Below are 13,286 nucleotides of genomic sequence, written 5' to 3'. Positions count from 1 at the left end.
TCCTTACCTCCCAGGGAAGACATGACCCAGCATCTCGCCGCCCCGGCCGACGTCCCCACCACCGGAACGCACACGGGCTGGTGGAGAGACGCCGTGATCTACCAGGTCTACCCGCGCAGCTTCGCCGACGGAAACGGCGACGGCATGGGTGACCTGGAGGGCGTCCGCAGCCGGCTGCCGTACCTCAAGGACCTGGGCGTCGACGCCGTCTGGCTCTCGCCGTTCTACGCCTCCCCGCAGGCCGACGCCGGCTACGACGTCGCCGACTACCGGGCCATCGACCCGATGTTCGGCTCCCTGCACGACGCCGACGCCGTGATCCGCGAAGCCCACGCCCTGGGCCTGCGGATCATCGTCGACCTCGTCCCCAACCACTCCTCCGACCAGCACGAGTGGTTCCAGCGGGCCCTGCGCGAGGGCCCCGGCTCGCCCCTGCGCGAGCGCTACCACTTCCGCCCCGGCAAGGGCACGGACGGCGAACTGCCGCCCAACGACTGGGAGTCCATCTTCGGCGGCCCGGCCTGGACCCGCACCGAGAACCCGGACGGCACCCCCGGCGACTGGTACCTGCACCTCTTCGCCCCGGAGCAGCCCGACTTCAACTGGGAACACCCGGCCGTCCGCGACGAGTTCCGCTCCATCCTGCGCTTCTGGCTCGACATGGGCGTCGACGGCTTCCGCGTCGACGTCGCCCACGGCCTGGTCAAGGCCGCGGGCCTGCCCGACATCGGCGCCCACGACCAGCTGAAGCTGCTCGGCAACGACGTCATGCCCTTCTTCGACCAGGACGGCGTCCACGAGATCTACCGCTCCTGGCGCAAGGTCCTCGCCGAGTACGACGGCGAGCGCGTCCTGGTCGCCGAAGCCTGGACCCCCACCGTCGACCGCACCGCCAACTACGTGCGCCCCGACGAGATGCACCAGGCCTTCAACTTCCAGTACCTGGGCACCCACTGGGACGCCACCGAGCTGCGCGCCGTCATCGACGCCTCGCTCTCCGCGATGCGCCCGGTCGGCGCCCCCACCACCTGGGTGCTCTCCAACCACGACGTCACCCGGCACGCCACCCGCTTCGCCAACCCGGCGGGCCTCGGCACCCAGCTCCGCGAGGCCGGCGACCGCGAACTCGGCCTGCGCCGGGCCCGCGCCGCCACCCTCCTCATGCTGGCCCTGCCCGGCTCGGCCTACGTCTACCAGGGCGAGGAGCTCGGCCTGCCCGACGTCACCGACCTGCCCGACGAGGTCCGCCAGGACCCGTCCTTCTGGCGGGCCAGCGGCCAGGACGGCTTCCGCGACGGCTGCCGCGTGCCGATCCCGTGGACCGTCGAGGGCTCCTCCTACGGCTTCGGCGCGGGCGGCTCCTGGCTGCCGCAGCCCGCGACCTGGGGCGCGCTGAGCGTCGAGGCGCAGGCCGGGGACCCGGGCTCCACCCTGGAGCTGTACCGCAGCGCGCTCGCCGTGCGCCGCGCGCAGCCCGGGCTCGGCGCGGGCGAGGCCATCCAGTGGCTGGACGCCCCCGAGGGCGTCCTCGCCTTCCGGCGCGACGGCTTCGTCTGCACCGCCAACACCACCGGCCGGGCCATCTCCGTCCCGCTGCCCGGCCGGTTCCTCCTCTCCAACGAGCCCGTCGCCCCCGGCGCGGACACGGTGGAACTGCCCGCCGACACCACCGTCTGGTGGGCGGTGTGACGATCCCCCTGCCGCGGGGCGCCGGGAACGGCGCCCCGCGGCTCGCGGACATCGCCGCCCAGTCCGGCGTCAGCGAGGCCACCGTCAGCCGCGTCCTCAACGGCAAGGCGGGGGTGGCCGGCGCGACCCGGCACAAGGTGCTCGCGGCGCTCGACGTGCTCGGCTACGAGCGCCCCGTACGCCTCAAACGGCGCAGCGCGGGCCTCGTCGGGCTCGTCGTGCCCGAGCTGACCAACCCGATCTTCCCGGCGTTCGCGCAGGTCGTCGAGCAGGTCCTCGCCGGGCACGGCTACACCCCGGTGCTCTGCACCCAGATGCCCGGCGGCGCCACCGAGGACGAGCTGGTCGAGCAGCTCGTGGAGCGCGGGGTGGCCGGCATCGTCTTCCTCTCCGGGCTCCACGCGGACGCCACCGCCGACCCGGCCCGCTACGCCCGGCTCGCCGCCCGGCGCGTGCCGTTCGTCCTCATCAACGGCTACAACGAGCACGTCGACGCCAACTTCGTCTCCCCGGACGACCGGGCCGCCGCCCGCATGGCCGTGCGCCACCTGGTCGAGCTGGGCCACGAGCGCATCGGCCTCGCCATCGGCCCCACCCGCTACGTCCCCTCGCGCCGCAAGGCCGAGGGCTTCACCGCCGAGCTGTACGAGCTCCTCGGCGTCGAGCGCGCGGACGCCGAACGGTTCATCAGGCCCACGCTCTTCGGCGTCGAGGGCGGCCACGCCGCCGCCGAGATCCTGCTCCGCGAGGGCTGCACCGGCATCGTCTGCGGCTCCGACCTGATGGCGCTCGGCGTGATCCGCGCGGTCCGCGCCCGGGGCCTCGACGTGCCCGGGGACGTCTCCGTCGTCGGCTTCGACGACTCGCCCCTCATCGCCTTCACCAGCCCGCCGCTCTCCACCGTCCGCCAGCCCGTGCAGGCGATGGCCACGGCCGCCGTGGGCGCGCTCCTGGAGGAGATCGAGGGCAACCCCGTGCAGCGCACGGAGTTCGTGTTCCAGCCGGAGCTGGTGGTGCGCGGCTCGACGGCGCAGGCGCCCGCGCGGGACGCCTCGGGCACCCCGGGCACCTCGAACGCCGAAGGGCCGCAAGTCCTTTCGTAACAACTTGCGTCGCGGCGTCCGAAGGGTTGACCGGGCACCGGGCCACTCGTACGGTCACGGCTGAAAACAGTTGCTGAAGTTTTCGGCAACTTCTTGCGACACCGTCGTCGTACAGGAGGAAACATGGCCAGAAAGACCGTGGCCGCTGCACTCGCCCTCGTGGCGGGAGCCGCTGTGGCCGTCACGGGCAACGCCCCCGCGCAGGCCGCCCCGCCCGGAACCAAGGACGTCACCGCGGTGATGTTCGAGTGGAAGTTCGCCTCGGTGGCCCGGGAGTGCACCACCCGCCTCGGACCGGCCGGATACGGCTACGTCCAGGTCTCCCCGCCCCAGGAGCACGTCCAGGGCGGCCAGTGGTGGACCTCGTACCAGCCGGTCAGCTACAAGATCGCCGGGCGCCTCGGGGACCGCACCGCCTTCAAGAACATGATCGACACCTGTCACGCGGCGGGCGTGAAGGTCGTCGTCGACTCGGTCGTCAACCACATGGCGAACGGGTCGGGCACGGGAACGGGCGGGACCCCGTTCTCCAAGTACGACTACCCGGGCCTCTACTCCGGCTTCGACATGGACGACTGCCGGGCCGAGATCACCAACTACCAGGACCGGGTCAACATCCAGCACTGCGAGCTGGTCAAGCTCCCCGACCTGGACACCGGCGAGGACTACGTCCGCGGGAAGATAGCCGGCTACCTCAACGACCTGCTCTCCCTGGGCGTCGACGGCTTCCGCATCGACGCCGCCAAGCACATGCCGGCCGCCGACCTCGCGAACATCAAGTCGCGGCTCACCAAGCCCGGCGTCTACTGGAAGCAGGAGGCCATCTTCGGCGCCGGCGAGGCCGTCTCCCCGAGCGAGTACCTCGGCAACGGCGACGTCCAGGAGTTCCGCTACGCCCGCGACCTCAAGCGCGTCCTGCAGAACGAGAAGCTCGCGTACCTCAAGAACTTCGGCGAGGGCTGGGGCCACATGGCCTCCGGCCAGTCCGGCGTCTTCGTCGACAACCACGACACCGAGCGCCAGGGCGACACCCTGAACTACAAGGACGGCGCGAACTACACCCTCGCCTCCGTCTTCATGCTCGCCTGGCCCTACGGCTCCCCGGACGTCCACTCCGGCTACGAGTGGACCGACAAGGACGCCGGTCCCCCCAACGGGGGCCAGGTGAACGCCTGTTACAGCGACGGCTGGAAGTGCCAGCACGCCTGGCGCGAGATCTCCTCCATGGTGGCCTTCCGCAACACCGCGCGCGGCCAGGCCGTCACCAACTGGTGGGACAACGGCAACAACGCGATCGCGTTCGGCCGCGGCTCCAAGGCGTACGTGGCGATCAACCACGAGTCCTCGGCGCTCACCCGCACCTTCCAGACCTCGCTGCCCGCCGGCACCTACTGCAACGTGCAGTCGGGCAGCCCCGTGACGGTCGACGGATCGGGCCGGTTCACGGCCACCCTCGGCGTCAACACCGCGCTCGCCCTCCACGCGAACGCCCGGAACTGCTGACCCGGCACGCCCTTCCGGAGCACACCCGCACCGCGGGGCCGCCCCACCCGGGGCGGCCCCCCTCTTCCCGTACCTCCAGGGAGCACCCCCGTGACACGCAAGAGAACGGCGGTCGCACTGGCCGCCGCCCTGTGCGCCGCCCTCGTGCCCGCCGTCCCCGCGGCCGCCGCGCCCAGGCCCCCGGCCCCGCCCACCGACCGGCAGCTCGCCGCCGAACCGTCCCGCCAGGACCTCACCCGCGAGCAGTTCTACTTCGTCCTGCCCGACCGCTTCGCCAACGGCGACACCTCCAACGACCGCGGCGGCCTCACCGGCAGCCGGACGCAGACCGGCTTCGACCCCACCGACAAGGGCTTCTACCAGGGCGGCGACCTCAAGGGCCTCACGGAGCGCCTCGACTACATCAAGGGCCTCGGCACCACCGCCATCTGGATGGCGCCGATCTTCAAGAACCGGCCCGTGCAGGGCGAGGGCAAGGACGCCTCCGCCGGCTACCACGGCTACTGGATCACCGACTTCACCCAGGTCGACCCGCACTTCGGCACCAACGCCGACCTGGAGAGGCTGATCGCCGCCGCCCACCGCAAGGGCATGAAGGTCTTCTTCGACGTCATCACCAACCACACCGCCGACACCGTCGACTACGCCGAGCAGAAGTACGGCTACCGCCCCAAGGGCGCCCACCCGTACCTCGACAAGGACGGCCGCCCCTTCGACGACCGCGAGGCGATCGGCAGGGTCGACCGGGACTCCTTCCCGTACACCCCCGTCGTCTCCACGGCGAAGGCGGACACCAAGGTCCCCGCCTGGCTCAACGACCCCACGATGTACCACAACCGGGGCGACTCCACCTGGGTCGGCGAGTCCGCCGAGTACGGCGACTTCGTCGGCCTGGACGACCTCTGGACCGAGCGGCCCGAGGTCGTCGAGGGCATGGAGCGGATCTACGAGAAGTGGGTCCGCGACTTCAAGATCGACGGCTTCCGCATCGACACCGTCAAACACGTCGACCTCGACTTCTGGACCCAGTGGGCCACCGCCCTCGACGCCTACGCGAAGAAGCGCGGCCGCGAGGACTTCTTCATGTTCGGCGAGGTCTACTCCGCCGACACGACCGTCACCGCCCCCTACGTCACCCGGGGCCGGCTCGACGCCACCCTCGACTTCCCCTTCCAGGACGCGGCCCGCGCCTTCGCCTCCCAGGGCGCCGGAGCCGACCGCCTCGCCAAGGTCTTCGCCGAGGACTACCGCTACACCACCGACAAGGCCAACGCCTACGAGCAGGTGACCTTCCTCGGCAACCACGACATGGGCCGCATCGGCACCTTCCTCAAGCAGGACAACCCGAACGCCACCGACGCCGAACTCCTCCAGCGGGCCCGGCTCGCCAACGAGCTGATGTTCCTCTCCCGGGGCAACCCGGTGATCTACTCCGGCGACGAGCAGGGCTTCACCGGCGCCGGCGGCGACAAGGACGCCCGCCAGCCCCTCTTCGCCTCGAAGGCCGCCGACTACCTCGACGACGACCAGCTCGGCACCGACCGCACCCACGCCACCGACGCCTACGACACCGGCCACCCGGTCTACCGCTCCGTCGCCGCCCTGTCGAAGCTGACCCGCGAGCACCCCGCCCTCCGCGACGGGATCCAGCGGGAGCGCCACGCCGAGGGCTCCGTCTACGCCTTCTCCCGCACGGACGCCGGGGCGCGCACCGAGTACCTCGTCGCCGCCAACGGCTCCACCGCCGACAAGACCGTCACGATCCCCGTCGACTCGGCGGACTTCCGCACCCTGTACGGCGGTCGGGGCGCCGTCGCGGCGAAGGGCGGCAAGGTCACCGTCACCGTCCCGGCCCTCTCCTCCCTGGTCCTCAAGGCCGACCGGCCGCTCCCGGCCCCGGCCGTGAAGCCCTCCGTGAACCTCCGGGCCCCGGCCGCCGGAGCCACCGGCACCGTCGAGCTCTCCGCCGACGTCAGCGGCGGCGGCCTCAACCGGGTCGTCTTCGCCGCCCAGGTCGGCAACGGCCGCTGGCAGACCCTCGGCACCGCCGACCACGCCCCCTACAAGGTCACCCAGCACGTCACCGCCCCCGCCGGCACCGCCCTGCGCTACAAGGCCGTCGCCGTCGACAGCTCCGGCCGCACCGCGAGCGCCACCGCCGCCACCACGGCCGGCGCGCCCCCGGCCCCCGAGAAGCCCGTCGCCGTCGAGCGCACCCACGCGATCGTCCACTACAAGCGCGCGGACGGGAACTACGACGGCTGGAAGCTGAAGGCCGCGGGCCAGGAGGCCGCGTTCACCGGCCGCGACGCCCACGGCGCCTTCGCCTGGGTCAAGGTCCCCGAGGGCGCCGCCACGATCCCGTACACCGTCGAGAAGGACGGCGCCGCCGACGGCCCGCAGCGGACCGTCGACCTCGGCCGCACCGGCGAGGTCTGGATCACCCAGGGCCAGGACGGCCAGTCCGACAGCAACCCCGCCCCGGTCACCCCGGACAAGACCAAGGCCGTCCTGCACTATCAGCGCGCCGACGGCGAGTACGACGGCTGGGGCCTGCACACCTGGACCGGCGCCGCCCAGCCCACCGACTGGTCCAAGCCCCTGATGCCCGTCCGCTTCGACGCGTACGGCGCCGTCTACGAGGTGCCGCTCTCCCCCGAGCCCTCGGCTTCGCCCGAGCAGGGGGGACCCCAATCGGGCGCGACCTCCCTGTCGTACATCCTCCACAAGGGCGACCAGAAGGACCTGCCCACCGACCAGTCCCTCGACCTCGCCACCTACGGCCACGAGGTCTGGCTGCTCGGCGGAGAGCCCAAGTACCTCCTGCCCACCGTCGGCGGCGCCCCCGACCTCGACCTCGCCAAGGCCTCGGCCCAGTGGATCGACCGGAACACCGTCGTCTGGAAGGTGAAGGCCACCGACGCCACCAGCCAGCAGCTCGTCTACGCGAAGGACGGCGGGATCGCCGTCACCGGCGGCGCCCTGAACACCGAGGGCCAGTGGCTCCGGCTCGACCGGGCGACGCTCACCGACGCCCAGAAGGCGAAGTACCCGCACCTCAAGGACCACCCGGCCTTCACCGTCGACCCGCGCGACGCCGACCGGATCCGCGAGTCCCTGCGCGGCCAGCTGATCGCCACCCAGCGCGCCGCCAACGGCGCCCTGCTCGCCGCCACCGGCGTCCAGACCGCCGGCGTCCTCGACGACCTGTACGCGCCGAAGGCCGCGAAGGCCGCCCTCGGCCCGGTCTTCGGCCGCCACGGCGTCACCCTCTCCGTCTGGGCCCCCACCGCCCGGACCGTCGCCCTCGAACTCGACGGCCGGACCGTCGCCATGCGCCGCGACGACACCACCGGCGTCTGGTCCGCCACCGGCCCGAAGTCCTGGACCGGCAAGCCGTACCGCTACGCGGTGAAGGTCTGGGCCCCCACCGTCCAGAAGGTCGTCACCAACAAGGTCACCGACCCCTACTCCACCGCCCTCACCACCGACTCCGCCCGCAGCCTCGCCGTCGACCTCACCGACCCGAAGCTCGCCCCCACCGGCTGGAAGAACCTGAGGAAGCCCGCCGCCGTGCCGCTGCGGGACGCCCAGATCCAGGAGCTCCACATCCGGGACTTCTCGATCGCCGACCCCACGGCCCGAGCCGACCACCGCGGCACCTACCTCGCCTTCACCGACGAGGACAGCAAGGGCTCCAAGCACCTGCGCGACCTCGCCGCCTCCGGCACCTCCTACGTCCACCTCCTCCCGGCCTTCGACATCGGCACCGTCCCCGAGAAGAAGAACGACCAGACCACCCCGGCCTGCGACCTCGAGGCGCACGCCCCCGACTCCGAGGAGCAGCAGGCCTGCGTCGCCGCCGCCGCGGCGAAGGACGGCTTCAACTGGGGCTACGACCCGCTGCACTACACCGTCCCCGAGGGCTCCTACGCCACCGACCCCGAGGGCACCCGCCGCACCGTCGAGTTCCGGCGGATGGTCCAGGCCCTCAACGGCGACGGACTGCGCACCGTCATGGACGTCGTCTACAACCACACCGTCGCCGCCGGACAGTCCGACAGGTCCGTCCTCGACCGGATCGTGCCCGGCTACTACCAGCGCCTCGACGCCGACGGCGCCGTCACCACCTCCACCTGCTGCGCCAACACCGCGCCCGAGAACGCCATGATGGGCAGGCTCGTCGTGGACTCGATCGTCACCTGGGCCAGGGAGTACAAGGTCGACGGCTTCCGCTTCGACCTCATGGGCCACCACCCGAAGGCCAACATCCTGGCCGTGAGGAAGGCCCTCGACGCCCTGACCGTCGCGAAGGACGGCGTCGACGGCAAGGCGATCGTCCTCTACGGCGAGGGCTGGAACTTCGGCGAGGTCGCCGACGACGCCCGCTTCGTCCAGGCCACCCAGAAGAACATGGCCGGCACGGGCGTCGCGACCTTCTCCGACCGGGCCCGCGACGCCGTCCGCGGCGGCGGCCCCTTCGACGAGGACCCCGGCGTCCAGGGCTTCGCCTCCGGCCTCTACACCGACCCCAACGCCTCGGCCGCCAACGGCACCCCGGCCGAGCAGAAGGCCCGCCTCCTGCACTACCAGGACCTCATCAAGGTCGGCCTGACCGGCAACCTCGCCGACTACGCCTTCACCGACACCTCCGGCCGCACGGTCAAGGGCTCCGAGGTCGACTACAACGGCTCCCCGGCCGGCTACGCGGCCGCCCCCGGCGACGCCCTCGCCTACGCCGACGCCCACGACAACGAGTCCCTGTACGACGCGCTCGCCTTCAAGCTCCCGGCGGGCACGTCCCCGGCCGACCGCGCCCGCGCGCAGGTCCTCGCCATGGCGACGGCCACCCTCTCGCAGGGCCCGGCGCTCTCCCAGGCCGGCTCGGACCTGCTGCGCTCCAAGTCCCTCGACCGCAACTCGTACGACAGCGGCGACTGGTTCAACGCGATCCACTGGGACTGCCGCGACGGCAACGGCTTCGGCCGGGGCCTCCCGCCGGCCGCCGACAACAAGCCCAAGTGGGGCTTCGGCAAGCCGCTCCTGACGAACCCGGCCCTCACCGTCGGCTGCGCGCAGATCGACGGCGCCTCGGCCGCCTACCGGGACCTCCAGAAGATCCGCGCCACCGAACCGGTCTTCTCCCTGGCCACCACCGACCGGGTGCGGTCCGCCCTGACCTTCCCGCTCTCCGGCCGCGACGAGACCCCCGGCGTGATCACCATGCGCCTGGGCGACCTGGTCGTCGTCCTCAACGCGACCCCGCAGGCGCAGAGCCAGAAGGTGACCGACCTGGCGGGCAAGGGCTACCGCCTGCACCCGGTCCAGGCGAAGGGCTCCGACCCGGTCGTGAAGACCGCCGCCCACGCGAAGGACTCGGGCACCTTCACGGTCCCGGCGCGGACGGTCGCGGTGTTCAAGGCCGGGTGACCGGCTCCCCGGGAAGCACCCGCTCCATCAGGGCGACCCCGTAGCGCGTGCCGTCGGCGGCGAGCTTTCCCGGCTCCTCGCCGACGGCACGGCGGCCCGCGGCCCCGTCGTACATCCCCGCCAGAAGCTCCGGATCGCGGTCGCCGGCCCGCCGGAAGGTCACTTCCGCCGTCGTCACGGGGTCCTCTGGTCGGGCACGGCGGGCAGGGCGTCCGGCGCGGGGGCGGGCATCGGCGCGAGGGCGACCAGCCGGGCCACCAGGTCCCCGAAGGGCCCGTCGGCCGGCTCGTCGGCCAGGATCCCGACCAGGATCTCCGCCATCCCGGAGTCGTACGCGGCGCTCACCGCGGCGAGGGCCGCGAAGTCGTGCACGAGTTGCAACTCCAGCTCCGCGCGCGGCACCCGCCGCCCGTCCAGCCAGAGCAGCGCCGTCGACTCGGCCAGGGACACCCAGGAGCGGACCACCAACTCCAGGCGGGCCGAGGGCTCCTCGACCTCCAGGTGCGCGAGGATCTGCTCGTACGCGGCCTGCCGCACCTCGTCGATCATCGCGTTCGTCGTCGAGGAGCCGACGGCCGGGCCGCCCCGCATCAGCGCCGCGAACCCGGGGCCGTGCTCCTCCACGAAGTCGAAGAACCGGCCCATCACCCGCAGCAGCCGCGCCCCCAGCGGCCCCCGGGGCGGCTCCACGAACCCGGCCGCCAGCTCGTCGGCGGCGCGCCGGAGGGCCGCCTCGTAGAGGCTCTGCTTGCCGGGGAAGTAGTGGTAGACCAGCGGTCGCGAGATGCCCGCGGCCGCGGCGATCTCGTCGATGGACACCTCGTCGGGAGAGCGGTGGCCGAAGAGTTCGAGGGCCACCCCGATCAGCTGCTGCTTGCGCTCCTCGACGCCCATCCTGCGGCGTACCCCGGTCGTCATGCGAACAGCCTAACGGTGTCCGTTACGCTCCTGCCCCATGAGCGCTTCCGACCAGGACACCCCGGCGACCGAGACCCCGAAGGCCCCCGGGGCCCCGAAGACCGCCGGGGACGCGGAAGTCCCCGTGGGCCCCGAAGTCCCCGCCGCGCCGGGGACGTCCGAAGTCCCGGCCGCACGGGAGCCCGCCGACGACGAGCCCGACGCACTCGACGAGGACGAGGACGAGGACGAGGACGGCGAACCGGACGAAGACGAGGACGACGACGAAGACGAGGCGGACGACGAGCACGACGACGAAGCCGACGGGCGGCCCGCCGGGGGGCTCACCCCCAAGCAGGCGAGGCGGCTGCGCGTCGCCGCCGCCTCCGTCCTCCTCGTCGCCCTCGCCGTCGTGCTCGTCGTCCGCCTCGCGAGCCGTACGTCCGTCCTGGTCGTCGGCGTGTACGGACTGGCCATGATCCTCTGCGGGGTCGTGATCGAACTCTCCCGCAACGGCCGTACCCGTCTGGGCACTTGGCTCCTGGTGGGCGGCCTGCTCGCCGCCCTCGCCCTGGACTGGCTGGTCCTCCCCTAGGGGACGGGCCCGGGGGGCCTCACAGGTCGAGCACGAGCCGCTTCCCCGCACAGCGCGAGACGCAGATCAGCATCGAGTCGTCCCGCTCGGCGTCGGTGAGCAGCTCGTCCCGGTGGTCGATCTCGCCCGCCAGGACCCGCTGCCGGCAGGTCCCGCAGAAACCCTGACGGCAGGAGTACGGGACGTCCGGCAGCTCCGCGCGGACCGCGTCCAGGAGCGACCGGCCGGCCGCCACCGCCACCGTGCGGCCGGAGCGGCGCAGTTCGACCTCGAAGGCGTCGCCGCCGGTCGGCGCGGACGCCGAGAAGCGCTCCAGGCGCGGGGCCCGGCCCTCGGGCATCGCCGCGCCGACCGCGTCCATGAGGCCGTCGGGACCGCAGCAGTAGACGACGGTCCCCTCCGGCAGGTCCCCGAGGAACCCCAGGTCGGGCAGGCCGGACTCGTCCTGCGCGACCACGGTCGTCCGGCCGCCGCCCAGCGCCTCGGTCTCGGCGAGGTACGGCATGGTGGCGCGGCTCCGGCCGCAGTGGAGGAGCCGCCAGTCCGCCCCGGCCGCCTCGGCGGCGCGCAGCATGGGCAGGAGCGGGGTGATGCCGATGCCGCCGGCGACGAAGACGTACGCGGGCGCGTCGACGAGCGGGAAGCGGTTCCGGGGGCCCCGGATCTCGACCTCCACGCCCTCGTGGAGCTGGTCGTGGACCTCGCGCGAACCGCCCCGGCCGCCCTGCCCGGCCTCGATCAGCCGGGTGGCCACCGTGTACGCGCCGGGGTCGGCGGGGTCGCCGCAGAGCGAGTACTGCCTAACGAGCCCGGAGGGCAGCACCAGGTCGATGTGGGCGCCGGGCTGCCAGACGGGCAGCCCGGCGCCTTCGAGGCGCAGTTCCACGACGCCCTCGGCGGGCGTGGCGCGGCCGGTGACCAGGACCTTGCGGGGGACGGTGCGGCCCCGGCCGCGGCCGGAGACCGGCTCGTCCAGGGCGGGCATCGGCCACAGCGGGGCGGTGGACATGCGGCCGCGGACGGCGCGGCGCACGAGCAGGGCGGCCCCGGCGGTGAGGGCGACGGCGGCGAACCGGGCCATCAGTGGCCCCCGTTGGCGCCGGGGGAGGAGGCGAGGTAGGCCACGGCCTGCGCGGTGTCGCCCTCCTGGGAGGGGTGGTAGGAGCGGCTGAGGTAGCGGGGGACGGACCGCAGCATGGCCGGGGTGGAGGGCAGCACGCCCCGCCGCCCCCGGCGCACGAAGTCCGCGAGGGAGGGCTTGGCGTCGAAGAGGCTCGGGTCGTTCTCCATGAAGAAGCGGACGCCCCGCTGCCAGAAGAAGGCGAGCCCGCCGAAGGCGACGGCCCAGGTGCGGGCGCGGCGCCGGTAGCCGCCGTCGAGGTGCATGAAGAGCTCGAAGGCGACCGAGCGGTGCTCGACCTCCTCGGCCCCGTGCCAGCGCAGCAGGTCGAGCATGGTCGGGTCGGCGCCGATCCGGTCGAGCTCGTCGGCGTTGAGCACCCAGTCGCCGAGGAAGGCGGTGTAGTGCTCGATGGCGGCGATCACCGCGACCCGCTCCATCAGCCACCAGCGGCGCGCCCGGCCCGGCGGCAGGGCGCGGTCCCCGAGCAGCTTCTCGAAGAACCAGTCGACCTGCGCGGTGTACGGGGTGGGGTCGAGGCCCAGCTTCCGCAGGTGCGGCAGGACGTCGTCGTGGGCCTGGGAGTGGACGGCCTCCTGGCCGATGAACCCGATGACGTCCTCGCGGAGCCGGTCGTCCGTGATGTACGGCAGCGCCTGCTTGTAGACGTGCACGAACCAGCGCTCGCCGGCCGGGAGCAGCAGGTGCAGCACGTTGATGGTGTGCGTGGTGAAGGGGTCGCCCGGGACCCAGTGGAGCGGCGTCTCCTCCCAGTCGAAGGAGACCTTGCGGGCCTTGAGCTCGATGTGCTCCGACGCCACCGGTGCAGGCTGCGTATTAGACATGCCGTCAATGTACTGAGGGGTAAGCGGCGGGAACAGGTGCGTGCGGATTCTTTTTGCGGGGAGGGCGGGGCCGGGGAGGGCAGAGCGGGGAGGGCGGGGCGGTG

Annotated in this window: 8 protein-coding genes and 1 pseudogene; 5 read left to right on the top strand and 4 right to left on the bottom strand. The window is 72.7% G+C overall.

What is annotated here, in order from left to right; all coding sequences use genetic code 11:
• The first annotated feature begins 21 nt into the window (after window positions 1-21).
• The 4 genes and pseudogenes from ADL08_RS27345 to pulA all read left to right on the top strand — a co-directional run bounded on the left by ADL08_RS27345 (window position 22) and on the right by pulA (window position 9,725).
• Window positions 22-1,689 carry a glycoside hydrolase family 13 protein gene (locus tag ADL08_RS27345; protein ID WP_053647576.1) on the top strand — a complete coding sequence of 556 codons (1,668 nt, stop codon included), beginning with the start codon at window positions 22-24 and terminating at the stop codon, window positions 1,687-1,689.
• A complete protein-coding gene (locus ADL08_RS27340) occupies window positions 1,677-2,792 on the top strand; it encodes a LacI family DNA-binding transcriptional regulator (protein WP_053647574.1) in 1,116 nt (371 codons plus the stop codon). Before ADL08_RS27345 ends, ADL08_RS27340 begins: the two co-directional genes overlap by 13 nt.
• A gap of 123 nt (window positions 2,793-2,915) precedes the next feature.
• Window positions 2,916-4,292 (top strand): annotated as a pseudogene (locus ADL08_RS27335) (alpha-amylase); the annotation flags it as partial.
• 93 nt (window positions 4,293-4,385) lie between these two features.
• The gene (gene pulA, locus ADL08_RS27330) at window positions 4,386-9,725 is read left to right on the top strand and encodes a pullulanase-type alpha-1,6-glucosidase (RefSeq protein WP_053647570.1); all 5,340 of its coding nucleotides are present in this window, start codon (window positions 4,386-4,388) and stop codon (window positions 9,723-9,725) included.
• Here the strand turns inward: pulA and ADL08_RS27325 are convergent.
• Together ADL08_RS27325 and ADL08_RS27320 are read right to left on the bottom strand one after the other, a co-directional pair.
• Window positions 9,712-9,903 (bottom strand): hypothetical protein, encoded by a 192-nt coding sequence (locus tag ADL08_RS27325; RefSeq protein WP_053647567.1) that lies wholly within the window; start codon window positions 9,901-9,903, stop codon window positions 9,712-9,714. The genes pulA and ADL08_RS27325 overlap by 14 nt on opposite strands.
• Window positions 9,900-10,643, bottom strand: coding sequence for a TetR/AcrR family transcriptional regulator (locus tag ADL08_RS27320; RefSeq protein WP_053647565.1), 744 nt, complete (start codon window positions 10,641-10,643; stop codon window positions 9,900-9,902). Before ADL08_RS27320 ends, ADL08_RS27325 begins: the two co-directional genes overlap by 4 nt.
• Before the next feature lie 37 nt (window positions 10,644-10,680).
• Here ADL08_RS27320 and ADL08_RS27315 point away from each other — a divergent pair, with 37 nt between their 5' ends.
• Entirely contained in the window at window positions 10,681-11,217 is a 537-nt protein-coding gene (locus ADL08_RS27315) for a hypothetical protein (RefSeq protein ID WP_053647563.1), read from the top strand.
• Window positions 11,218-11,236: 19 nt separating this feature from the next.
• On the opposite strand, the gene ADL08_RS27310 is transcribed toward ADL08_RS27315, so the two are convergent.
• Both ADL08_RS27310 and ADL08_RS27305 read right to left on the bottom strand, forming a co-directional pair.
• The gene (locus tag ADL08_RS27310; protein ID WP_053647562.1) at window positions 11,237-12,298 is read right to left on the bottom strand and encodes a PDR/VanB family oxidoreductase; all 1,062 of its coding nucleotides are present in this window, start codon (window positions 12,296-12,298) and stop codon (window positions 11,237-11,239) included.
• Complete coding sequence (locus tag ADL08_RS27305) at window positions 12,298-13,182, bottom strand: metal-dependent hydrolase (RefSeq protein WP_053647560.1); 885 nt, start codon at window positions 13,180-13,182, stop codon at window positions 12,298-12,300. The genes ADL08_RS27310 and ADL08_RS27305 overlap by 1 nt, the downstream gene beginning before the upstream one ends.
• Window positions 13,183-13,286 lie beyond the last annotated feature (104 nt).

It is taken from the genome of Streptomyces sp. NRRL F-6492, from assembly GCF_001280125.1.
In the GTDB taxonomy this organism is placed as follows: Bacteria; Actinomycetota; Actinomycetes; order Streptomycetales; family Streptomycetaceae; genus Streptomyces.
The sequence above is the reverse complement of the archived record's forward strand: the minus strand, read 5'-3'. Positions and strand labels throughout refer to the sequence as shown.

Coding starts and splice junctions, on each gene's coding strand:
- ADL08_RS27345 (WP_053647576.1), top strand. CDS start 22: ATGACCCAGCATCTCGCCGCCCCGGCCGACGTCCCCACCACCGGAACG.
- ADL08_RS27320 (WP_053647565.1), bottom strand. CDS start 10,643: ATGACGACCGGGGTACGCCGCAGGATGGGCGTCGAGGAGCGCAAGCAG.
- ADL08_RS27315 (WP_053647563.1), top strand. CDS start 10,681: ATGAGCGCTTCCGACCAGGACACCCCGGCGACCGAGACCCCGAAGGCC.
- ADL08_RS27310 (WP_053647562.1), bottom strand. CDS start 12,298: ATGGCCCGGTTCGCCGCCGTCGCCCTCACCGCCGGGGCCGCCCTGCTC.
- ADL08_RS27305 (WP_053647560.1), bottom strand. CDS start 13,182: ATGTCTAATACGCAGCCTGCACCGGTGGCGTCGGAGCACATCGAGCTC.